This is a genomic window from Oryzomonas japonica (assembly GCF_008802365.1).
Classification (GTDB): Bacteria; Desulfobacterota; Desulfuromonadia; order Geobacterales; family Pseudopelobacteraceae; genus Oryzomonas; species Oryzomonas japonica.
Genome location: NZ_VZQZ01000003.1, coordinates 294,276 through 318,325, shown reverse-complemented (window position 1 = coordinate 318,325; position 24,050 = coordinate 294,276). Strand labels below are relative to the sequence as shown.

The 24,050-nt window shown below is 58.8% G+C and carries 19 protein-coding genes; 11 read left to right on the top strand and 8 right to left on the bottom strand.

Annotated features, from left to right (window positions below):
• Positions 1-31: 31 nt before the first annotated feature.
• The 3 genes from F6V25_RS16955 to F6V25_RS07255 all read right to left on the bottom strand — a co-directional run bounded on the left by F6V25_RS16955 (position 32) and on the right by F6V25_RS07255 (position 4,208).
• The gene (locus tag F6V25_RS16955) at positions 32-208 is read right to left on the bottom strand and encodes a hypothetical protein (protein WP_191966120.1); all 177 of its coding nucleotides are present in this window, start codon (positions 206-208) and stop codon (positions 32-34) included.
• A 73-nt stretch (positions 209-281) separates the two neighbouring features.
• Positions 282-1,940: an AMP-binding protein gene (locus F6V25_RS07260; RefSeq protein WP_151127931.1), complete on the bottom strand. Its 1,659-nt coding sequence runs from the start codon at positions 1,938-1,940 to the stop codon at positions 282-284.
• Positions 1,941-2,042: 102 nt separating this feature from the next.
• Positions 2,043-4,208: a PAS domain S-box protein gene (locus F6V25_RS07255; protein ID WP_191966106.1), complete on the bottom strand. Its 2,166-nt coding sequence runs from the start codon at positions 4,206-4,208 to the stop codon at positions 2,043-2,045.
• A gap of 319 nt (positions 4,209-4,527) precedes the next feature.
• On the opposite strand from F6V25_RS07255, the gene F6V25_RS07250 reads away from it, so the two are divergent.
• From F6V25_RS07250 to F6V25_RS07230, 5 genes are all read left to right on the top strand, one after another.
• The gene (locus F6V25_RS07250; RefSeq protein ID WP_151127929.1) at positions 4,528-6,057 is read left to right on the top strand and encodes a glutamate synthase-related protein; all 1,530 of its coding nucleotides are present in this window, start codon (positions 4,528-4,530) and stop codon (positions 6,055-6,057) included.
• Between the two features lie 3 nt (positions 6,058-6,060).
• Positions 6,061-6,510 (top strand): 4Fe-4S dicluster domain-containing protein, encoded by a 450-nt coding sequence (locus F6V25_RS07245; protein WP_149306545.1) that lies wholly within the window; start codon positions 6,061-6,063, stop codon positions 6,508-6,510.
• A complete protein-coding gene (locus tag F6V25_RS07240; protein WP_151127928.1) occupies positions 6,507-7,817 on the top strand; it encodes an NAD(P)/FAD-dependent oxidoreductase in 1,311 nt (436 codons plus the stop codon). Before F6V25_RS07245 ends, F6V25_RS07240 begins: the two co-directional genes overlap by 4 nt.
• A 77-nt stretch (positions 7,818-7,894) precedes the next feature.
• A complete protein-coding gene (locus tag F6V25_RS07235; protein WP_151127927.1) occupies positions 7,895-9,007 on the top strand; it encodes a class II glutamine amidotransferase in 1,113 nt (370 codons plus the stop codon).
• 152 nt (positions 9,008-9,159) lie between these two features.
• Entirely contained in the window at positions 9,160-9,906 is a 747-nt protein-coding gene (locus F6V25_RS07230) for a GltB/FmdC/FwdC-like GXGXG domain-containing protein (RefSeq protein WP_151127926.1), read from the top strand.
• 172 nt (positions 9,907-10,078) lie between these two features.
• On the opposite strand, the gene bioD is transcribed toward F6V25_RS07230, so the two are convergent.
• Positions 10,079-10,795, bottom strand: a complete 717-nt coding sequence (gene bioD, locus F6V25_RS07225; protein WP_151127925.1) for a dethiobiotin synthase — start codon at positions 10,793-10,795, stop codon at positions 10,079-10,081.
• Positions 10,796-10,900: 105 nt separating this feature from the next.
• Positions 10,901-11,893 (bottom strand): biotin synthase BioB, encoded by a 993-nt coding sequence (gene bioB / locus F6V25_RS07220; RefSeq protein WP_151127924.1) that lies wholly within the window; start codon positions 11,891-11,893, stop codon positions 10,901-10,903.
• 521 nt (positions 11,894-12,414) lie between these two features.
• Between bioB and F6V25_RS07215 the strand changes: the two genes are divergently transcribed.
• The 6 genes from F6V25_RS07215 to F6V25_RS07190 all read left to right on the top strand — a co-directional run bounded on the left by F6V25_RS07215 (position 12,415) and on the right by F6V25_RS07190 (position 20,873).
• Positions 12,415-13,080, top strand: a complete 666-nt coding sequence (locus F6V25_RS07215; RefSeq protein WP_151127923.1) for an FKBP-type peptidyl-prolyl cis-trans isomerase — start codon at positions 12,415-12,417, stop codon at positions 13,078-13,080.
• Between the two features lie 15 nt (positions 13,081-13,095).
• Complete coding sequence (locus F6V25_RS07210) at positions 13,096-13,473, top strand: hypothetical protein (protein WP_151127922.1); 378 nt, start codon at positions 13,096-13,098, stop codon at positions 13,471-13,473.
• A 32-nt stretch (positions 13,474-13,505) separates the two neighbouring features.
• Entirely contained in the window at positions 13,506-13,841 is a 336-nt protein-coding gene (locus tag F6V25_RS07205) for an FKBP-type peptidyl-prolyl cis-trans isomerase N-terminal domain-containing protein (RefSeq protein WP_151127921.1), read from the top strand.
• 74 nt (positions 13,842-13,915) lie between these two features.
• Complete coding sequence (locus F6V25_RS17395) at positions 13,916-18,715, top strand: chitobiase/beta-hexosaminidase C-terminal domain-containing protein (protein WP_151127920.1); 4,800 nt, start codon at positions 13,916-13,918, stop codon at positions 18,713-18,715.
• Between the two features lie 71 nt (positions 18,716-18,786).
• Positions 18,787-19,365: a hypothetical protein gene (locus tag F6V25_RS07195; protein WP_151127919.1), complete on the top strand. Its 579-nt coding sequence runs from the start codon at positions 18,787-18,789 to the stop codon at positions 19,363-19,365.
• A gap of 197 nt (positions 19,366-19,562) precedes the next feature.
• The gene (locus F6V25_RS07190; protein ID WP_151127918.1) at positions 19,563-20,873 is read left to right on the top strand and encodes a cohesin domain-containing protein; all 1,311 of its coding nucleotides are present in this window, start codon (positions 19,563-19,565) and stop codon (positions 20,871-20,873) included.
• 85 nt (positions 20,874-20,958) lie between these two features.
• On the opposite strand, the gene F6V25_RS07185 is transcribed toward F6V25_RS07190, so the two are convergent.
• From F6V25_RS07185 to F6V25_RS07175, 3 genes are all read right to left on the bottom strand, one after another.
• Entirely contained in the window at positions 20,959-22,749 is a 1,791-nt protein-coding gene (locus F6V25_RS07185) for a GspE/PulE family protein (RefSeq protein WP_151127917.1), read from the bottom strand.
• A gap of 169 nt (positions 22,750-22,918) precedes the next feature.
• Positions 22,919-23,338: a hypothetical protein gene (locus tag F6V25_RS07180; protein WP_151127916.1), complete on the bottom strand. Its 420-nt coding sequence runs from the start codon at positions 23,336-23,338 to the stop codon at positions 22,919-22,921.
• 203 nt (positions 23,339-23,541) lie between these two features.
• Entirely contained in the window at positions 23,542-24,033 is a 492-nt protein-coding gene (locus F6V25_RS07175; protein ID WP_151127915.1) for a ferritin-like domain-containing protein, read from the bottom strand.
• Positions 24,034-24,050: the final 17 nt, after the last annotated feature.

The window sequence follows — 24,050 nt, the reverse complement described above, 5'->3', positions numbered from 1 at the left end:
TCGGTTGCGCATGCAATGGGCAAGCCTCGTTTCACAATCCGCCTGCCTCCCGCTTGCTCTCCGGTCCCCCCATCTCGTAGTCGGCCCGCCGCTGGCGCTCCAGCTTTCGCCGGCGCTTGCCTCCCAGAAACAGCTCCTCGATCACAATGGCGATGAAGCAGATCACGAACAGCAGAAAAACGATACCGATAAGTTTTTGTAATATCATATCACACTACCTTGCCATGCCGAAATCCCGCAGGTAAACGGACCGTCCGGTCAATCCGCCCATCCCTCCGAAGCTACGCCGTCTCGCCGGCATCCTCCAATTGCAGCTCCTTGATGGCCATCTCCCGCAGCTTGAACTTTTGGATCTTGCCCGAGGCGGTCATGGGATACCCGTCCACAAACTTGACATACTTGGGAACCTTGTAGTTGGCGATCCGCCCCTTGCAAAATTCCCGAACCTCCGCCTCGGTCATCTCCAGCCCCTTCTTGAGGATAATGGCCGCCATCACCTGTTCGCCGTACTTGCGGTCAGGCACGCCATAGACCTGGACATCGGAAACCTTGGGATGGGTGTAGAGGAACTCCTCGATCTCCCGGGGGTAGATATTCTCCCCTCCCCTGATGATCATCTGCTTGATCCGTCCGGTAATCTTGCAGTAGCCGTTCTCGTCCATTATGGCCAGATCGCCGGTATGCAGCCAGCCGTCGGCGTCGATCACCTTGGCGGTTTCCTCCGGCATCTTGTAATAGCCTTTCATGACCATATACCCACGGCCGCACAACTCGCCCTGCTTACCGGGCGGCAGGGCGGCGCCGGTTTCGATATCGACGATCTTGACCTCGGCGCCCGGCAGAGCCCGACCGACCGTGGCCACCCTCAGTTCGATCGGGTCGTCGGTGCGGGTTTGGGTAATGCCGGGTGAGGATTCGGTCTGCCCGTAGACACTGGTGATCTCGGTCAGGTTCATATCCTTCACCGCCCGCTTCATTACCTCGATGGGGCAGACCGAACCGGCCATGATGCCGGTGCGCAGGGTGCTGAGGTCGAACTTGGAAAATTCCGGATGTTCCATTTCGGCAATGAACATGGTCGGCACGCCATGGAGCGCCGTGCACCTCTCCTGTTGGACCGTCTGCAGCACCTTGAGCGGATCGAAGATCTCCACCGGCACCATGGTCGAACCATGGGTAACGCAGGCCATGACCCCCAGCACGCAGCCGAAGCAGTGGAAAAACGGCACCGTGATGCAGAGGCGGTCCTTTTCGGTGAACTTCATGCATTCGCCGATATTGAAACCGTTGTTGACGAGATTGAAGTGGGTCAGCATGACCCCCTTGGGAAAGCCGGTCGTGCCGGAGGTGTACTGCATATTGATCACGTCATGGCAGTCGAGGGTCGCCTCGACGGCGTTCAGTTCAGCATCGGATATCCGCTTTCCGGCCTCGGCCATCGCCTCGAACGTGAACATGCCCCCAGGGGCCTGATCGCCGATAAAGACCACATTTTTGAGATAGGGCAGCTTCGGGCACGCCACTTTGCCCGGCTCTGCAGCCTGAAGTTCCGGCACCACGTCGTACACGGTTTGTACGTAATCGGTATCCTTGAAGGACTTGACCATGAAGAGCGTGGTGGAGTCGGACTGATTGAGGATATAGTCAAGCTCGGCCGATTTGTAGGCGGTATTGACCGTTACCAGCACGGCGCCGATCTTGGCCGTGGCGAACTGGAGCATGACCCACTCGGGAACGTTGTAGGCCCAGATGGCAACCTTGTCGCCTTTTTTAACCCCCATGGCGAGCAGACCTTTGGCGACCTGCCGGCAGACCTCGTTAAATTCCTTGTAGTTGTAACGCAGACCGCGTTGGGGATGGACCAGGGCGTCGTTTTCCGGGAAACGACGCGCCATGTCGTCCAGGAGCCCACCTACCGTTAGAGTGATTTGCTGTGACATCACCGCCTCCACATCAAAAGAAAATTTGCTCGCGCAAAATCATATGCAATTTAACATATTGATTTTAAAGAACTGTTTTAATAGCACAGCCAAACATGCGCGTCAAGATGCAAAAGAGCGGGAAACAGATGGGTTATCGGGCTGGAGGGTAAAATAGAACGTGGCGCCTTTTTGGGGTTCGCCTTCGGCCCAGATCCTGCCGCCGTGACGATTGACGATGCGTTGCACCGTCGCCAGGCCGATGCCGTTTCCCGCAAACTGACCGGGATCGTGCAAACGGGTGAACACGCGGAAGAGCCGGTCCACATCCTTCATGTCGAAACCGGCACCCGTGTCGCTGATGAAGAAAACCGGAACAGGACCATTATGCAACGCGCCGAACTCGATCCGGGGGGAGGGGCTGTGAGCGGTATACTTCCAGGCATTGCTGAACAGATTGGTCAGCAGTATCTTCAAGAGCCGCAGGTCGCCAACGACGGTCAGGCCGGGGGCGATGACCACCTCCGGCCTCCGTTCCGGTTCCGCAGCCCTGAAATCAATCGACAGGCTCTCGACAATAGCGCTGAGATCGACCTGCTGGGGCTGAAATTCGCTACGTGCCAGTTGGGCCAGCCTGAGCATGGCATCGATCATCTCGTTCAGCCAGCAACTGGATTCGTAGATCCGGGTTACGTACGACCGGGTCTGGGAATCGAGCGCAGCCTCCTCCAGTATCAGTTGGCTGTACCCGGAAATACGCGTAAGCGGGCCGCGCAAGTCATGGGATACCGAATAATTGAAAGCCTCCAGCTCGCTATTGGCAGCTTCCAGGCCGTTGGCCTGACGGGCAAGCTCGGTATTCAACTGGCGAATTTGTTCCATGTACATATGGTCGGTCTCCTCCGCCAGCTTGCGGGAGGTGATGTCCCGATCAAACCCGAGGATATAATTTTTGCCGTTCAACTTGACCGGGCCGGCATGCACTTCAAGGGGGAAGCGCGCCCCATCCTTTCTGAAGTGCCACACCTCGAAGGTTATCCACTGGCCGCTGAAAATGCGCTCCATCCAATCCGCCGAGGCCTCGTTGGACTCCGGGACATTGAGATCATGAATGCTCATGCCGCACAACTCTTCAACCGTATAACCGTGCTGGATGGCCGAGGCCTTGTTGGCGGCAACGATCCTGCCGCTCTCATCCCCCTCCGTACCGAGCAGCAATATGCTGTCCGGCGCCCGTTCGAACAGGATGCGATACTGTTCTTCCCGCTCCCGCAGGGTAACTTCGGCCCGTTCCAACGAATCCAGCATACCGTTGATGGTCAAGGCCAGATCATCCAGTTCGTCGTTGTGCTCCGTGACCTTCAGGCGTGAGGAGATATCGCTGTCGTTGCTGATCTGCCGAACGGTGGCGCTGAGAATCCCAAGGCGTTTGAGGACCGTCTCCCGGACAAAAAACAGCATCACGCAGCAAAAAACAAAGCCGGCAACGCAAAGGGCGGCCAGGATATAGGTAATGCTTGCCTTCCCCTGCTGGTACAACAGGCGCCGTTCGGTCAGCTTGGCGATGAAAAGCGGCTGCCCGTTGATATCGTTGAACAGGGCATAGCCCGCTATATGCGACTCATCAAGCGGAACCGCATGAAAGGATGCCCCGTCGCCCAGATCGGCAAGCGCTTCCTTGAAGTCGGCCGGCAACCCTTCGTCCCGGACCTGCCGGATTTCGAGGGCAAACTCGCTTATGTCGGATAATTGGGCAATCTCTTCCCGGTCGATGTTCCTGCCCACAAGCAGGACGCCTCCGCCGGCACAAGGCCTGACAACGACCTGGTGCAAACGCGCGCCGTTACGGATGGCCCCCTTCAGATGCCGGTCCTTGCCCTTTATGGCAAAAAGTGCGGTTTTGCCGAGACATTGCACAAGTCCATCATCAAGACCGGCAGGCCTGCGGTAATGATAATCCGCCGACTTGGCCGAGAGCAGTTCTCCAGCAGCGTTGTACACGGCGACAAAATCCACATGATGGTTGACAAGCGAGTCGGTATCCAACGTGCCGATTTCACTCGCGCCCCCCTTCTGCACCAGCGCGACGTAATCCCGGGCGCACGACTCCATATCGTCGAGGCTCTCCCGTATTTCATACTTCAATTTGGCGATGCTTTCGCCGAGCAGTTTGTTTTCGAGATTGGCAAAGCTGTTGAGCAGAATGAAGTCGGAGGTTATGGCCAGGATAAAGACCAGCCCGATAAAGGTGCTGACGATGACGAGGATTGTCTTGCGGGAAATATTCATTGCAACCCGAGGCGCCCAGGCGCCACTCGTACACATCTGTGTAGTAAAACGACTCAAAAATCAGCGTAAACAAAACACACAATGCCGAACGCCCGGAAACCGCGGCAGTGTCGCCGCGGGAAGACAACCGGCAAATACCCCGCTATTTCAAGGGGTAATAATACTCATGGTCCCGCCTTAGCCGCAACTGTTTTTTCGGGCACAATGGTTGCTTAAGCAAATAGTTCGCTATCAGCCCATGAGCTTTCGGCATGCCGATGACTGCGGCCGCGCGCCCCGTTCTGCGCAGGAACCCGGTCTGTACCGGAGGAGGTAGAAAGTGCTTTATAAATCCGTCAACGAATCATTCAACGAGTTCATGATCGAACGTAGCGACCCCAAGTGTATCCGCTGCAAGGTATGCGTCCGCCAGTGCGCTTATGAGGTCCACAGCTACGTGGAAGCCGACGACCGCCTGGCTGAAGACAATACGCTCTGTATCGGCTGCCGCCGCTGTTCGGCGCTCTGCCCCACCGGTGCCATTACCATCCGCTCCAACCAGGAAACTTTCAAAAAGAACGAGTCCTGGTCCGCAGCCCATATCCGCAACGTGTATGCCCAGGCCGACACCGGCGGCATCCTGCTGACAGCCATGGGCAACCCGGCCAAGTACCCTATTTACTGGGACCACCTGCTTCTGGACGCATCGCAGGTAACCAACCCCTCCATCGATCCGCTTCGCGAGCCGATGGAACTGCGTACCTATCTGGGCAAAAAACCTGACCGTATCGAAGTCGTCCACAACGAAAAAACCGGGAAGCCGGAGCTGAAGACCAAACTATCCCCCCAGCTCACCCTGGAATATCCTTTCATCTTCTCGGCCATGAGCTACGGCGCCCTGAACCTGAATGCCCATCGCGCCATGGCCGCGGCAGCCCAGGAACTGGGCACGATCTACAATACCGGCGAGGGTGGCCTGCACAAGGACCTTTTCAAATACGGCAAAAACGTCATCGTCCAGGTGGCCTCGGGCCGTTTCGGCGTCAGCGAACAGTACCTGAATGCCGGAGTCGGCATCGAGATCAAAATCGGCCAGGGCGCCAAACCGGGTATCGGTGGTCACCTGCCGGGAGAAAAGGTCGATGACCAGATCTCCGAGACCCGCATGATCCCCATGGGCTCCGACGCGATCTCGCCGGCGCCGCACCACGACATCTACTCCATCGAGGACCTGCGCCAGTTGATCTACGCCTTGAAAGAGGCCACCAACTACACCAAGCCGGTGTCGGTCAAGATCGCCGCCGTGCACCACATAGCCGCCATCGCCTCGGGCGTGGCCCGGGCCGGCGCCGACATCATCACCATCGACGGGTTCCGCGGCGGCACGGGCGCCGCACCGCAGGTAATCCGCGACAACGTGGGCATCCCCATGGAACTGGCCCTGGCAGCGGTAGACTCCCGGTTGCGTGATGAAGGCATCCGTAATCAGGTGTCCATCGTGGTCGGCGGCGGCGTACGAAATTCCGGCGACGCCATCAAGGCCATCGCCCTGGGCGCCGACGCCATCAATCTGGGGACCTCCGCCCTGCTGGCCATGGGCTGCACCCTGTGCCAGCGCTGCTACACCGGCAAGTGTCCCTGGGGGATCACCACCAACAACCCCTACCTGGCCAAACGCCTCAACCCGGAGATCGGCGCCGAAAAGCTGGTGAACCTGGTCCACGCCTGGGGCCACGAGATGAAGGAAATCCTGGGCGGCATGGGGTTGAACGCCCTGGAATCACTGCGCGGCAACCGCTACAAACTGCGTGCCGTCGGGTTGACGGAGAAGGATATGAACTTGCTCGGCGTCATGCCGGCTGGAGAATAGACCATGAAACGAATCTACACCATTGAAGATGCCTGCATTGGCTGCCACCTGTGCGAGGTGGGCTGCGTCACCGAGCATTCACTCTCGAAAGACCCGGTCAAGGCCTTTCTCCATGAGCCGGAACGTCCCATCTCCCGCTGTACGGTGGAGGAGTTGCACGGCGGGATCATCTCCCTTTCGACCACCTGCCGGCACTGCGACGAGCCGGATTGCCTGCGGGCGTGCATTTCAGGCGCCATCCAGAAAAATGCCGAAGGGGTCGTGCGCATCGACACCGAACAGTGCGTGGGATGCTGGTCATGCGTGATGGCCTGCCCCTATGGCGCCATCCAGCGCAACCTCAAGAAGAAAAAGGCCAACAAGTGCGACCTCTGCCCGGACAGGAAGTCGCCGGCCTGCGTTGACGCCTGCCCCAACCGGGCACTCGTGTACAGGGAGGGGAGCCAGAAATGAACTACGTAATCGTCGGCAATTCCGTAGCTGCCGTGGGCGCTGTCCGCGCCATCCGCGAGCGGGACCAGCTGGGCAATATCACGGTCATATCGCGGGAAAAGCATAATGTCTATGGCCGGCCGCTGATCTCCTACCTGCTGGGCGGCCTGATCAACGAGAAACGTATGGCCTATCTGCCGGATGACTTCTACGCCCAGAACCGCATCAATCTGCTGCTGGCATCGGAAGTCGTAGGGGTGGACACCAAGGCCAAGAAGGTCAAACTGGCCGGCGGCGACGCCATTGCCTACGACAAGCTCCTGCTGGCCACCGGCGGCGACCCGTTCATCCCGCCCATCGAAGGGATGTCCGACAAGGACCGCATCTTTACCTTCACCACCTGGGAAGACGCTGCCAAACTGAAAGGCATCGCCCCGGACATCAACCGCGCCGTAGTCATCGGCGGCGGCCTGATCGGCCTCAAGGCTGCCGAGGGCCTGAACCTGCTGGACAAGTCGGTGACCGTCGTCGAACTGGCCGACCGGGTCCTTTCCTCGGCCTTCGACCGACCGGCCGGCAAGATCGTGGCCCGCAAGATGAAGGCCAACGGCATCGACGTCATCACCGAGGACACGGTCGTCCGTATCGAAGGGGACGGAGCCGAGATCAGCGGCGTAACCCTCAAATCGGGTGACTTCATCCCCTGTGATACCGTTGTCGTGGCCATCGGCGTACGCCCGGCTGCAACCTTCCTCAAGGGGAGCGACATCGAGGTCAACCGCGGCATCGTGGTGGATGCGACGATGCAGACCTCCAGCAAGGATATCTATGCCGCCGGCGATGTGGCCGAGGCGGCCGACTTCTTCAGCGGGCAGAAGAACCCCATGCCGATCTGGCCCGATGCCTACATTCAGGGAGACATCGCCGGTGCCGCCATGGCAGGGGGGACGAAGGAATATGTGGGGGGCCTGGCCATGAACTCCATCGAGTTCTTCAAGGTCTCCACCATCTCCATGGGGGTCACCAACCCCAAGGACCCGACCCAGTATGAGATCCATACCTATCAGGACATCCAGAATTACCAGTACCGCAAGGTTGTGTTGCAGGACAACCGACTGGTGGGCGCGGTACTGGTGGGGAATGTTGACCGGGCCGGCATCTTCTCGGGCTTGATCCGGGAAAAGGTCGATATGCCCCCCTTCAGGGAGAGCCTGCTCACACCTGATTTCGGATTCCTCCATCTCTCCAAGGAGATCAGGAATAGACTTTTTGCGCCACAGGGGAAAGTGGCCGATAACGGCCGTGCAGAGCGGGCGGCGGGACATTAAACCTATGTAGGGACAGCATTGCCGATGCCTGCCCATGAGCGGGTGAAGACAAATTACCCCTGCATTAAGGACGATCTATGAAACCACAACCTACCCACATCTTTCAGAAAGACATCTCCAACTGCGGCCTGACCGGTTTCATCTCCAAAAAGGGGACACGGGTCGAAGGCTCGGTGATCATCAAATCCATCTCGCTTATGCATGACCGTGGCAACGGGTTGGGAGGCGGTTTCGGCGCCTATGGCATCTACCCGGAGTTCAAGGACTTCTACGCCTTCCACCTCATGTACGAGAACGCCATGGCCCAGCAACTGGCCGAGGAATATCTGGATGCGAACTTCCACATCGAACTGCAGGAAGATATTCCGACCCGCCGCACCAAGGCGATCGCCAATCCTCCGGTGTTCAAGCGCTACTTCGCCACCCCTCTGGAGACCGACGAGTACCGGGAAGCGGTGGAATACCAGGGCATGACCGACTCGGACATCATCGTCCGCCACGTCATGGCCATCAATCACGAGATCGAAGGAGCCTTTGTGGTTTCCTCCGGCAAAAACATGGGTGCCTTCAAGGGGGTTGGGTTCCCTGAAGAGATTGCCGAGTTTTTCCGCCTCGAGGAGTACAGCGGCCACATCTGGACCGCCCACAACCGTTTCCCCACCAATACCCCCGGCTGGTGGGGCGGCGCCCACCCCTTCACCCTTTTGGACTGGTCCATCGTCCACAATGGCGAGATCTCGTCCTACGGCATCAACAAACGCTACCTGGAGATGTACGGCTACCTGTGTACCATGCTGACCGACACCGAGGTGGTGGCCTACACGCTCGACCTGCTGATCCGCAAGCACGGGCTGTCGCCCGCACTGGCCTGCACCGCCCTGGCGCCCCCCTTCTGGTCGCTGATCGATCAGCTCCCCCAGAACGAGCGGGATCTCTACACCGCCATCCGCCAGATCTACGGCAGCGCCCTCTTGAACGGACCGTTCGCCATTCTGTTCGCCAGCAACAAGGGGCTGATCGGGCTCAATGACCGGGTCAAGCTGCGGCCGCTCGTCTGCGCTGAAAAGGACGACTTCGTCTACATGGCCTCCGAAGAGTCGGCCATCCGCGAGATATGCCCCGCTCCTGCACGCATCTGGACACCGCGCGGGGGAGAGCCGGTCATCGCCATGGTAGAAGGAAACGTTTAGCGGTTGTTGAAAAACAGCCATCTCGCCGCCATCCTCGAAGGCCCTTTCGTGCGGCGTAGCGCTGCTACGCCTCCTCAGGGCCTTCTCCGGGTGCGACGATCTGACTATTTTTGAACAACCTGGTTTTTTCAACGGCCTGTTAAGGAGCTTATATGAAGATAAACGCGCAGGGCATCTATTACCGCGATCTCAACAGCACCATACGCGAGGCGGTGCTGGCCGGTACGGACCAGATCGAGTTGAATAACGTCAACGGCCAGTACTTCATCGGCGACGGCATCAACAAGCCGGTGACCATCACCATCAACGGCGTTCCGGGCAACGATCTGGCCGCATTCATGAACGGCGCAACCATCATCGTGAACGAGAATGGCCAGGATAATATCGGCAACACCATGAACGCCGGCAAGGTCATCGTCCATGGTCACGCTGGCGACGTCTTGGGCTACGGCATGCGCGGCGGCAAGATTCACATCAGGAAGGATGTGGGGTACCGGGTCGGCATCCACATGAAGTCCTACCAGGAAAACAAGCCGGTGCTGATTGCCGGCGGCAAGGCGGGAGACTTCTTCGGCGAATACATGGCCGGTGGCGTGCTGATCCTTCTGGGCATGTTCACCGACGACCCGGCAAAGGACAAGCATGGCTACCTGTTCGGCACCGGCATGCACGGCGGCGTGATCTACGTGCGCGGCGGCGTGGATGAGTCCCGTCTGGCCAAGGAGGTCGGCGTTTTCGAGTTGGACGACGATGATCGAGCGGCGTTGGAAGGATACGTCGCTGAGTTTTGCCAGGATTTCAAACTTGATGTACAAGAGGTGCTCAAGGAGCGGTTCGTCAAGGTGTTGCCCCGCAGCAAGCGTCCCTACGGCAACATGTACTGTCCGATGCCCAAGTAATTCGCTTCACGATTCGATTCTCGCCGCAAAAAAAACCCGCCAAGCATCATTGGCGGGTTTTTTCTGTTCCATTGTCATATTCCCCGGGGACAAGGCCAACAGGCTATCCCATTGGCGGCAATCAGCCGGCGGTAACCGACCGGCTGACTACTCCTCCCCGCCCTTCCCCGCCTCAGACCCCTAGCTCCCTCAGTACAATGGCCATTTCCGGCTGTCGGTCCAACCACGCGGCCAGACGCTCCACTGCCTCCGCCTGGTCGGCGGCGGCCTCATGGGGCCAGACCCCAAGCACCGGCGCTCCGCACAGGGAACCGATATAATGGGGCGCACTCCGTTCGGCCAGGTCTGGCTCTTTGGGAAAATTGTTGATGATGACCCCGGAGACCGGAATACCCATCTGCTGGGCGGCAAAGCAGGTCAGCACGGTATGATTGACGGTCCCCAGATTGGGGCGCGCCACCACCAGCAGCGGCAGTTCCAACTCCCGGGCCAGGTCTGCCATGAGGAATCCGCCGACCAGCGGCACCATCAGTCCTCCGGCCCCCTCCACGATCACGAAGTCGTACGCCGCTGTCAGACGATCAAAGGATTCCCGAATCCGGGCGAACTCGATTACGATGCCATCGATCTTTGCCGCCTCGGCAGGGGCCAGCGGCTCCCGGAGCAGATAGGGGGTAACGTCCCTGCTGCAGGAGATGCCTGCGGCCTGGCACGTGAGAAGTGCATCATCTGAGACCAGCTCTCCGTCTACCTCCCTGCAGCCGCTGGTCACCGGCTTCATGACGCCGACGCGGACGCCGCGCATCCGCAGGAGCCGCGCCAAGACGGCGGTCACAATGGTCTTGCCCACACCGGTATCGGTGCCGGTTACAAATATGCCTTTACCCATTACTACTCCCTGATCCAATGGAATATAAATCCATGCCGAGATCACCTGAATCCTGAGAAACGGCCGCGCGGAGGACAGCCGTGACTATTCAGGCGAGACCCAGGCTCAAGAACACCCGCAGGGCGCAACGGTCAGTCCGAGATCTGCCACCATCTGGCGGTCAAGGGCAGGATTCCGGCCGACCTTGGTCAGATAATTGCCGGTCATCATCCCGCTGGCGCCGGCCATGAAGATCCACGACTGCAACTCACGCAGGTTTTTCTCGCGGCCGCCGCAGACCGTTATCTGCCGGTCGGGCAAGAGAAAACGGTACACGGCGATGGTCCTGAGGCACTCCAGCGGCGTCAGGAAGTCTGCATGCTCAAGGCGGGTACCTTCAACCGGGTCGAGGAAATTGACCGGAATGGAATCAACCCCCAGTTCGCGTAGCGTCAGAGCCATCTCGACCCGCTGGGCAAAGGTCTCCCCCAGCCCGAAGATGCCGCCGCAGCAGACCTTGAGGCCGGCACGCTTGGCGGCCCGGACCGTGTCCACATCCTGCTCGTAATCGTGGGTGCTACAGATGTTCGGGAAAAAACTGCGCGCGGTTTCCAGGTTGTGATGATAGGTCACCATGCCCGAATCCCTGAGAAGGCAGGCGGTCTCATAATCGATGATCCCCAGAGAGCACGACGGTGCAATGCCCGCTTCCTGGCGAATGCGCCCCAGGGTGCGGCAGATCCGGTCCAACTCATCCCGACTCCCGATCCCCGTGCCGCTGGTGATGATGCCGTAGCAGGAAGCGCCATGCTGCTCGGCGCTTTTGGCGCAACTGATCATCTGTTCTTCGTCCACAAGCGGGTACGCCGCAGCCTGGGTCGAGTGATGGGCGGACTGGGCGCAAAATGCGCAGTCCTCGGGACAGGTGCCCGATTTGGCGTTGATGATCGAACAGAGCGTCACCGCCTTGCCGACATAATGTTCCCGGATGCGGCCCGCTTCGGCCAGGAGCCGGTAGAACTCAGCCCCCTCAACATCTCCAAGGCGCAAGGCGTCGTCGCGGTCGAGGGTGTCGCCCGCGATCACAGAGTCGGCCAGCTTTTGCATAGTATCTTTCATGATCCCCTCCTCTGCGTGCAATATCATGACTCACCGGCATTGTCAACCACATCAGGACGGTAAGTTTACTAACGGTCAGACAAATAGCAATATTTATTGCACCTGCCACATTGTTTTCACAGGGGAGTATCTACCTTTCTAGCACATGATTCTGTCGTATTTCTCTGGCCAACTTGCAACGATCGTTGCACAAGGGCCGCAGACACCTCCGGACTCATCCCGACAAAATATAACAAATTCAGATACATACATATTAATATCCGTTCGGTATACATAGTGCATTACTTCTCGCAAAAATTCGCATAAAGCCACAAATGCTGCTGTGCAATCCCCGTGGTTCATCGCAACCCCCCCCCCCCCCCCACGACCGGCAGGAAGTACCTCCAGTTATATTACGACGTGCTATTTAATTTTTATTATATATATCAAATTGTTATGAATGTGTTACCTCCTATTTTCAAGCATCATCAGTATTGTAGATCATGCAACCTGCATCTCATGAAATGAACGGGGGACCACCGATGAAAAAACTTGCCGTTACACTCATAACACTCCTTATCGCCTGCTCGGCATTTGCCGGGGAAGCCCCAAAAACAGAAGAACAAAAAACGCTGTATGCCCTTGGCCTGCTCGTGTCCCGCTCTCTGGCAACCTTCAACCTCACCCCGCCAGAGTTGGAGATCGTCAAACAGGCACTTACCGACGCCGCAAGCGGCATGAGCCCGCAGGTCGATCTTGGCGTTTACAGCGGCAAGGTTCAGGAACTGGCCAGGGCGCGCCGCAAGCTTCAAGGTGAACAACTGGCGGCTCTCAACAAGGGTTTTCTCGATGAGGCTGCCAGGGAAAAAGGTGCCGTCAGAAGCGGTTCGGGGCTGGTGTACCTTTCGCTGAAAGAGGGGACCGGAACCGTCCCGGGCCCAACCGATACGGTTAAGGTACATTATCGCGGCACCTTGCCCGACGGCAGAGAATTCGACAGTTCATACAAGCGCGGCAAACCCACCGAACTCCGTCTGGATGGTGTCATCAGATGTTGGACCGAGGGGCTGCAAAAGATGAAGGCCGGCGGCAGGGCAAAGCTTGTATGCCCGTCCAGTATCGCTTACGGCGATGCCGGTGCGGGTGACCTGATCCTGCCGGGTGCGGCCCTGGTATTCGAGGTCGAACTGCTTGAGGTGAGAAAGTAAGGGATCGGCGCAACCATGACACGAGTACAGGTGACATTGACCATAGCCCTGGTCCTGTTGGGATCCACGGCAGCCCACACCTCCGATAATTGCAGGGTCGTAGAGTACCCGGACCGTATCGAGGCGAGCTGCATGGGGAATTCTGTTTCCGCGCCGGCATCACCGGAGGCGTCTGCGGCTCCCATTGCCGCTCCGACAGACGAAGCGGTTTCGAAAGAGTCGACCGTCACCGTGTCTTCGGTGCCCGCTGCCCATAGTGGATTCGCGGAACCGGCCCCAGACAGTCCCTTGCCACAGACAGCCAACAGTCATCAGCAGCGCCGCATTGCGACAGACACCATGGAGAACGCCAGGGCGGCGCGCCTCCAGAAGATAATGAACAGCAGGCAATGACAAAACCATTATGAGCAGAAAGTGAGTATCTCATGCCGCACACATCGATCTTGTCCCCGTTTCTGCTGATCCTGACGGGGATGTGCCTCATTGCCGCCCCGTCCCATGGGGAAGAACGGCAACAGCTCAATTCCTCAGGAGACAAAATCCAGTACGCCATAGGGGTTGAGGTGGCCAGAAATTTTAAAAACCAGGGACTGGAATTGAATCTGGATTTGGTTACGAAAGGCATGCGGGACGTATTGTCCGGTGAAAAACTTCTTGTTTCGGAAAAGGAGCTTCGAAGCATCCTGATCTCTGTTCAGAGCGATATACGGCGAAAACAGTCATTGGTGAGGCAGGGGGTTACTGGCAATAAAATACCATGAAAGGTTTACCTGTATTTGAGTATTTGAAAAGACGTGGAGTATTTGACTTTTCACCATGTAAAGAGAGGGGCATCATGAAAAGAGAACAATTCTGGATGTTGCTACGACTGGTGCTGGTAATTGCCGTTTGCCTCTGGAGCCCCCCACGGGTCCAGGCAGGCCCGGGAGGTGGCACCTACTACGCTAACACCCCCTCCGGGGGCCTTTCGGGCACGGCACTCCGGAAATTTGTCGACAAGCTTCCGGGCTTGGGGTTCCCCAACTGTACCATGAGCAGCCCACCGGGGGTGGGGACCTGTAATGAAAACAACCTGGGAAGCTACATCCCGATTGCCAACAAGATCACCAGCCCGACTTTTCCGGCAACAACGGCAACGGATGGCGTAACCGCAATACCCGCTTCCGACTATTATGAGATCGGGCTCGTTGAGTATTCCCAGAAGATGCACTCCGACCTGCCGAAAAAGACCCGGCTGCGCGGATACCGGGACCTCAATGCCAGTTTCACCAACATGTCCACCCAGTATCTGGGCCCCCTGATTATCGCCCAACGGGATGTGCCGGTCCGCGTCAGGTTCAAGAACCTGCTCCCCACGGGTAATGCCGGCAAACTGTTCATCCCGGTGGATACCAGCCTGATGGGCGCCGGACGGGGCCCGGCGGTTACCACGTTCGCAATCGCCAGCACGATCGGCGCCACGGTCCCCGCATTCACCAATTACAGCGGCAACTACACCCAGAACCGCGCCACGGTCCACCTCCATGGCGGCAACTCCCCCTGGATCAGCGACGGCACCCCCCATCAGTGGACGGTGCCGGTCAACGAGATATCCACCCCCTACCAGAAGGGTGCCTCCGCCAGGGACGTGCCCGACATGGTGCCGACCAATCCGGGAGAGCTGACCTTCTACTGGACCAACCAACAGAGCGGCCGCTTGATGTTCTACCACGACCACTCCCTCGGGATAACCCGCCTGAACGTCTATGCGGGCGAAGCAGCCGGCTACCTGATAACCGATCCGGTGGAAGAGGGGCTGATCAATAACGGGACCCTGCCGAACATCTGCCCCGGCGGAGGGACGGCGGTCTGCGAATACCGTTACGGGATTCCCCTGATCATCCAGGACAAGACCTTTGTTCCCAAGAATATAGACACCCAGGACGCCCTCTGGACAAAGAGTTCCAAAGGGGTGGCAAACAATTGGGGCGTCTACGGCGACCTCTGGTTCCCCCATGTCTATGAGGCAAACCAAGACCCAACCAGCCCAGGCGGAGCCAATCCGTTCGGACGCTGGGACTACGGTCCCTGGTTTTGGCCGCCGGTATCCATAGCGGCGGATAAGAGCACCCTGCCCGAGCCTTCCACGACACCGGAAGCGTTCATGGACACCATGCTGGTCAACGGCACCGCCTACCCCTACTTGACGGTGGAGCCGAAACCGTACCGGTTCCGCATACTGAACGCCTCCAACGACCGCATGCTCAACCTGAGCCTCTTCGTTGCGGACCCCAACGATCCCCTGGGCACGGAAGTAAAGATGGTGGCGGCCGCCCCCACGCCGTCATTTCCGGCCGGACCGTTCCCGGATGTAGCTGTCTGGCCCACCGACGGCAGGGCCGGCGGCGTGCCGGACCCAACCACCATGGGACCGAACATCATCCAGATCGGCAACGAGAGCGGTATTCTGCCCAATCCGGTCGTTCACCCCAACCAGCCGGTCAACTACAACTATAACCGCCGCGACATCGTGGTTCTGAACGTCCAGGAAAAGAACCTCTTCCTGGGGTCTGCGGTGCGTGCCGATGTGATCATCGACTTTTCCGACCCGAAATACATCGGCAAGAACATTATTCTCTACAACGACGCCCCGGCGCCGGTCCCTGCCTTCGACACGCGTATCGACTACTACACCGGCAACCCGGACCAGACTACCAGCGGCGGCGCACCGTCGACCCTGCGCGGATTCGGCCCCAATACCCGCACGGTCATGCAGTTCCGGGTGGCGGGCGCACCGCAGCCGAATCCCAACCTGCTGGCCAACCTCAAAGCGGCCCTGCCGGCCGCCTTCAAGGCCAGCCAGCCGGCCCCGCTCATCCCCGAGCCGACCTATCCCGTGGCGGCGTGGGGGGTTACCGCACCCACGGAGCAATACGCCAAAATCCAGGATTATGCCATCACCCTGAACCCTCTGAATCGCGACTACACCGCGAGCACCATACCGGTGACCATCCCCTTCCAGCCCAAGGCCATCCAGGAGCTGTGGGACCCGTACGGGCGTATGAACGCCACTTTGGGGATCGAACTCCCTTTCACCACCCAGCTCAACCAGACGACCATCCCCATGGGGTACGCCGAACCTGCCACGGAGCGGATCGTGGACGGCCACCCGCAGATATGGAAGATAACCCATAACGGTGTGGATACCCACCCGGTGCACTTTCATATGTTCGACGTGCAGGTACTCAACCGGGTCGGCTGGGACGGAGCCATCCGTTCGCCGGACGACAACGAACTTGGCTGGAATGAAACCGTCCGCATGAATCCGCTGGAGGATATCATCGTTGCCCTGCGGCCCAAGGCACAGGCGTTGCCCGGCGCATGGGTAGGCTTGAATACAGACCCAACTGCTGCTGGCTTGCCTCTTCCAAAAAGCAATCGCCTCATCGATCCGTCCCTAGCTCTCCACGCCCCGATTGCAACAACCGATATCGGCAATCTCGGCAAAGGGGGGACACCGGTTGCCGGTCTTGCCGTAAACGTACCCAACGATCCCACAGATTACGGTTACGAATATGTCTGGCACTGCCATATCCTCGGTCATGAGGAAAACGACTTCATGCGACCGGTCATATTCAGCGTATCCTCGGCGCCCCCTCTTTCTCCGAGCGGTCTTGTCGCCAGCATTGGTGGGGCTCCCGTACAAGGTCTGACTAACTATGTTACCCCCTACACCAACCCGAACATCAACCAGGTCGTGCTCCAGTGGGCCGACAACGCACCCGTTTCCACACCCAGCCGTTTCCAGGTGTTTCGCGCTTCCGGTGCCGGTCCTTACACGTATCCCACAGGCTTCACCGCCCTGGCGGAGATATCCTATTTGCCGGGCTATCCGCCAATCTATACCGATACCAATGTCAACCCGGGGACGACATACACCTATGCCGTCATCTCCCTGAACGACTACTTAACGCCTAACAACCCATCGAATGCCACACAGAGCACACCGGTCACCACGGCCACCTGGACCGCGGCCACCGGTGTGACCGTCACCGACAGCAAACCCGTGGGGCATGTAGTCGGCACCAATGTTTCGTTCACCGCCGCCGGCACGGGCGCAACATCAGGCAATCCGGCCCTGGCGGTGGTCTACCAGTATCGCTTCCTGCTCAATGGGGTCGAGGTACAGGCTTTCAGCACCAACGACATGTGGACCCTGCCGGATACCGCAGCCGTGGGCAGTTACACCATCACGGTCGAAGCCCGCACCAGCGCAGGGCAGAACCCGGTTGCCACTGCAACCATTACCCATGTGGTCAACAATCCGCCCAGTCCGCCGGTAACGGTTGCCAGCCCGGTCCCCGCCGTCTATTCGGCGGCTCCGGTGGTGGTGTCCCTGACCGCAACGACCAATGCGCCGCCGGCGACCATCTACTACACCCTGGACGGCAGTACGCCCACGACGGCAATGCCTCCCTACACCGGGCCGATCACACTGAATCAGACCACCACCATCAACTACTTCGCCGTCGACGTCAACGGCACGGCCGAAGCGGTCCACACCGACACCTGGTACATCCATGTGCCGGACCTGGTGGCCACCATGCAGATCAACAACGGCGCAACCTTGACCAAGACCCTGGCAGTTACCCTGAATCTGAACGCCTTTGACCCGGTCGGCGTCGCCACCATGGAATTTTCCAACGACGGCACCAACTGGAGCGGCGAGGAGCCCTACGCGACCAGCAAGACCTGGACTCTGCTTACCGGCAGTGACGGGCCGCGCACGGTCTATGCCCGTTTCCGCGACAAGTCGTTGCCCACCGGTGTCCAGTATCCTCCGATCACCGCCGCCATCACCCTGGATACGACCCCGCCGGTCACCACGCCAAGCCCGGTTCCGGGTACCTACACCAATGGCAGCTCGCTTGCGGTCACCCTGACGGCAAACGAGACAGCCACCATCTACTACACCGCCGACGGCACCACACCGACTACGGGTTCGCTGGTCTATGCAACCCCGATTCAGATCAATACCGCCGCCGGTTCGTCAACGACCATCAAATACTTTGCCATTGACGGCGCCGGCAACCAGGAATCGGTCAAGAGCGGCGTCTGGAACATGGCGACGATCGACTTGGTCGCCAGTGCCTTGATCAACAACGGGGCCAGTTGGACGCCGACCCAGAATGTCACCCTGACGCTGAAGGCCTTTGATCCAACCGGCATTGCCAGTTATGAACTTTCCAACGACGGCTCGACCTGGTCCGGCCCGTTCGCCTCGCCGGACACGACCGCGGGAGTCACCGTAACCATGACGCCGAGCTGGACCTTGACCGGCGGCGAGGGGTTGAAGACCGTGTACGTAAGATTCACCGACACCAACCTGGGGGGCGGCACGACCTATCCCCCCATCACGGCCTCGATCCTCCTGGGCAATAAGGATGGCCTGCTGCCGGGCACCAGCGGCTACCTGGCCAGCGCCTTGAAGGCGCTCCACATCGCCACCGGTTTCGAGTCGCCCACCCCGTTGGACCTCGTTCATGCCGACGTTGCTCCCTACTCCAACGGGACGGCAAAACCGGACGGCAAAATCGACCTGGGCGATGTAACCATGATCCTGCTCCGTTCGCTGGGGCTCATCGCAACGTTCTAGCACTGTTACCGAGCCCCCTCCTCTCCTGCGGGAGGGGGCCTTTATCTCTTCACCCTGGAGGAACGGTCCTTATGAAAAATCATATTATTTCTACAATCATCTGCACAATATCATTCCTGACGCTGGCGGCCTGCGGCGGTGGAGGAGGCGGAGGTCAGACGACACAGGCGGTCACCACGTTGTACCTGTTCGGCCAGATGTCCTCAACCACCAACAGCAAAATCGACAGCATCCAGACATCCTTCGTTGTGCCGACAGGCGTGCTGGTCAACTACACATCGGCTCCAGGGGCCCCTGCCGGCAACTATCCCGTCCGTGCCGGCTTTGCCGTACCGTCAGGCCCGATCAAGGTTGCAGCAAGCGATATCAGCGGTACGTACAACACCGGCAGCAGGCTGTTGACCATCAGTTTGCAGAACGTTGCCAATCCAAAGCTGGCCTTGCAGAGTTATACCACCGCAAAAAATGGAGCCACCATCAAAGGCGCCGAGGTAGCCAAAGTGACCTTGAAGTTGGTGACGCCGGGGAGCACCCCAACCTACCCGTCGCAAGACCTTTTCGCCACGATCTGGCAATACAGGGAATTGCCATCGATTTACCTTGGGTTATTGGATGGTTCCCATGTAAATTTCGACACGAAGTTCCAATAACACCACTCCGCCGTACGTGTGCATTCAAAGGCTGGTAACGGTGAACCCGCCCGTTGCCAGCCTTGTCCTTTTACTGGGGCTTCCGTATCACCCCACCCCGGAATGGCACTATGAGTAGCGTAAATAGTATTGCCATCAATTCAGCCCTAAGCTATGCTCATACCTAACAAATTCCATCCGACAGAAAGAGATAAACCATGACTCGACATCTCGGGCATATCTTTATGACGGCAACCCTGATCCTGGCAAGCGCCTCGCTTTCCCTGGGGGCTACAGTGTCAGTCAATCCAACAGGCACTTCAAGTAACGGCGTCTACACGGTCCAGGGGAGCGACATGGACGGTGTCGCCGGTTTTGACTTGGTTTTGAAGTACGACAGCCCGGCCTTGGCATCGCCGACGGTAAGCCAGGGCAGCCTCATATCCGGCGCAATAATGGTAGCCAACACCAACGCGGCCGGGACGATCAGGATTGCGGTCGTCAGCAACAAGTCATTTTCAGGCAGCGGGCCGCTTGTCACCATTAAATTTACAACCCATACGGGAGGCACCGTTTCAGTAGCCTCCTTCAACCCGATCAACAGCAGCGGAGCGACTGTCAGCGGCGGGACCACTACCGACACTCCCACTACCGACACAACCAACACCGGTACTACCACTACAGGTACTACCACTACAGGTACTACCACTACAGGTACTACCACTACCGGTTCTACCACCGCCGGTTCTACCACCGCCGGCACTACCACTACCAGCAGTTCAGGCGCCACCTATCTCGGCACGGTCACCATGCCGTCGGACAGTCAGATAAAGGGTGAGACAAAAACGACCGCGGCCGGGGAAACGCCGGTCCAACCCAGCACTCCTGAGGTGGCCGCCAAGCCGGGGGAAACGCCTCCCGCGGGCGAAGCCCCCCCTGCCGGGGAAACGCCTGCCGCGACCAAGGTCCCGACGGCGACAAAGAAAGCGGAAACGATCAACGTCGCTTCCAACACGGCGGTCCTTGAACGCTTCAGGGCCTACCGGGGAGACAAGACTCCCGCCATCATGGTCGCACTGTTCAAACAGCAGATTTCCCCCTCCTTCCGCCAGAAGCCTTTTGTCGCTCTGAGCGACGGCACGACCACCGTGACCATAGTCGCCGATCTTTCCGCGGAGACGGGAAGTTCGCCCAATTTTGCCCTGACCGGCGCAAAAATGGTCTCCCTGAAAAAAGACGACGCTTCATCCACCTGGCTCATTAAAGCCCTCCCGGCGAAAGGCGCGTTGAGCGCAAGCCTGATGGTCCTGAATGAAACCAAGGTTACCGAATACCCTCTGACCATCGCCCCGGCCATCAAGAAGGCGGCAGCTACGGAGAAGGAATTCGCAGCCTTCCTCAAGGATGCCGCCAAGACGCCGGCGAAGCACGACTTGAACGGCGACGGAACGTACGACGGGATTGATGATTACATCTACACCGCCAATTACCTCGTCCGGCAGCAAAAGGCCAGAACAACCGCAAAATAGCTATTCCCCCTTGCAGGCCGAAAACAAAGAAAGCCGACCGGAATTTCCGGTCGGCTTTCCCATTTCCCCAATAAAGGGCGTTGCCCTATCCGGTCATGGCCACAACTTCTTCATAGGTCGTCACCCCCTCCAGCATCTTCTGAATGGCGATCTGCCGCAGAGAGGCCAAGCCTTCCTCACGGGCGGCGGCCAGCAGGTCCCCCAACTCCACCGACCCGGTAATCAGGGACTTGACCCGCTCCGACATATCCAGCACCTCGAAGATGCCGGTACGTCCCTTGTAACCGGTGGAGCGGCACTCCTTGCACCCTCCCCCCTCCCAAACCCTGGAAGCCTTTTTACCCAGTTGCAGGTAGGTTCGTTCGTCATGGGTCAGTTCGCGTGCGCTCTTGCAGTGGGGGCAGATCCTGCGCAGCAGCCGCTGCGCCACAATACCGATCACCGTGGCTGAGATGAGGAATGGTGGCACCCCCAAATCGAGCAGGCGGATGATGGCCGAAGCGGAATCGTTGGTATGCAGGGTGGAAAGCACCAGATGGCCGGTCAGGGCGGCCTGTACGGCATTTTCGGCAGTTTCCCGGTCGCGGATCTCGCCGATCATGATGATGTCCGGGTCCTGGCGCAGGATGTTGCGCAGGATGGAATCGAAGCCGACGCCGATGGCCTGCTGCACGCCGATCTGGTTGAACTCTTCCATGACCATCTCGATCGGGTCCTCGACGGTGATGATGTTCACCTCCGGGGAGGAAAGGGAGCGCAGGGAGGAATACAGGGTCGTGGTCTTGCCGCTGCCGGTCGGGCCGGTAACCAGGATGATGCCGTTAGGCCGCCGGATGAACGCGTTGTAGAGGGCGAGTTCCCGGGGATAGAAGCCCATGCTGTCCAGATCCTGCAGCAGGATGTCCGGATCGAAGACCCTGATGACCACCTTTTCGCCGAACGCGACCGGAACGGTCGAGACGCGCAGTTCCACATCCTTGTTGTTGGAACTGGTCTTGATGCGGCCGTCCTGGGGACGGCGCTTCTCCGCCAGGTCCATTCGGGAGAGCATCTTGATGCGCGAAACGATCGGGGCATGAAGCGGCTTGGGGATCACGTGGATATTGTGCATGACGCCGTCGATCCTGAAGCGGATCAGGGACTTTTCCCGCTTGGGCTCGATATGGATATCGCTGGCGTTCTGGTCGAAGGCGTATTGCAGCAGGAAATCCACCGCATCCACCACATGCTTGTCGTTGCCTTCAATGTCGTGGTGCCCCTTGAGCTTGAAGAACTGCTCCAGATTCCCCAGTTCGACACCGGATGACGCCTCGGCTTCGGCGGCCATGACCGAGGCGCGGAACCCGTAGAATTCGCGCAGTATCTTGAGGATATCGCTTTTGGAACTGAGGACGCGCCTGATCTCCAGCCGGCGCGCCGCGGCCAGTTCCTTGACCATGGTATCGTTGAAGGGGTCGGCCACGGCTACCGTGATCACGCCCTTGTCTTCGGCAACGGCGACAATCAGGTTTTTCAGGGCAAAGGGGCGCGGGATGTGGGCGGTGACGACATTCAGATCAAGCTTGAGCGGGTCTATCCTGAGGTAGGGCAGGCCGACGGCGGAGGCCACAACCTCGGTAATGAGATCTTCCGTCAGGAATTTTCCGGGAGAGCCGGACAGTTCGAGATTGAAGGAGGCGATCACCTCCACCGGCGAGATGGCCTCGGCACCGTGCTGGACTCTGCGGGATGCGCCGGCCTGGTAGTAGGCGAACAGCTTGCTTTCCTGAGCCTTGCCGCGGGAAAGGATATCCTTCTGTTGCTCCGGGGAGATGACCCCGCGGCGTTGCAACAGCAGGGCGCAGTTTTCAAGGGTCAATCGGTTCGATGGGGGCATGGTCCCTTCCGGTGCTCCGTGCGGTTGGTCGTGGGAAGTTATTCCAAACTATTTTGGCTGGTGCCAAGGCGCGACGACGCGGGTGGCGCAGATTTTACCTCAAGGAGGCGCGACAACGGCAGCGGCCCCCGAAAACTGAAGAACGAGTACGAACCAACCGCACGGGGCGCTAGTTCGTGAATTTATTCTTCTTGGCCGCCTCGGCCTTCTGGGTTTCTATGCGCTTGACCACTTCTTCCACCACCTTGTCGGGGGTAAAACTGGACACGGCGGGTATCTGCCCCGCCGCCACCCCCTCGGGTTGGACATTTACCCGCTCCTGCGTCTCCGCCCGACGGGGCTGATGTACCGGCAGCGGGGCCTCCTGATACTGCGCCATGGCGTCCGTCAGGCTGCGCACCAGGCGAATCCCCATGATCACGGTGATCCCCAGCGCCACAATATCCTCGCGCCAGTACGCCAGGCTGAGATTGGTCGTCATGGAACCGGCCAGCAACCCCGCCGCTGCGATCAACAGGCAAAGGCCATTGCCGATCACGGTTAATTCAATATCTTGAGGCTCTTTTCGCCCGACCGCCTGGCTCGCCATGGTAGTCCTCCCGTCCCTGCCCGCTACAGTTCCTGATCGGCATCGGTCACTGAAAGCTTTAGCCCGATACGCTGCACGACCCACGCCTGCATGCGGTCCATATAATAATATACCACCGGGGTGATGTACAGCGCCAGTTACAACAAAGCCCATTCAACTGTCGGATGAATGGGCTTTGTTACCGCTTGCAGGAAATACGGCAGCTATTCTCTCACATACGTGTCCATGTCGGTTTCATGCACCATACCCATGACACGCGCATATTCGGACTCGATCATCAGGTAGTGATTGTGGGTTTCCTTGGCGTTCAGTTCGTACACCGCCCGTACCCCGGAGTCGTCAACCTTTGCCGCTGTTTCCAGCAGGGTCTGCTCCAGGTTTTGCTCCCGCTCCATAGCCAGCTCCAGAGCCTTTTGTTCGGTAAAGTCCTCGTCGATGAGCCGGGAGATCGACGCAATCCAGCTCGATTCATTGTCGGGGGGGGTATCAAGGAACTGGTCCAGGGACGGGATATCCTTGCCATCATATATCCGGTAAAATTGCCCGGCATGCTCCCGTTCTTCCTGTGCCAGAACTTCGAATGTCCGGCGGGCAGCCGTGTCCCTCATCTGTTTGGCACCCACCTGGTAAAAATTCATGGCGTTCTTTTCGGTCTGAATTGAACGTTTGACAGCCTCCTGAACGTTAATACTCATGATATCTGATCTCCTTT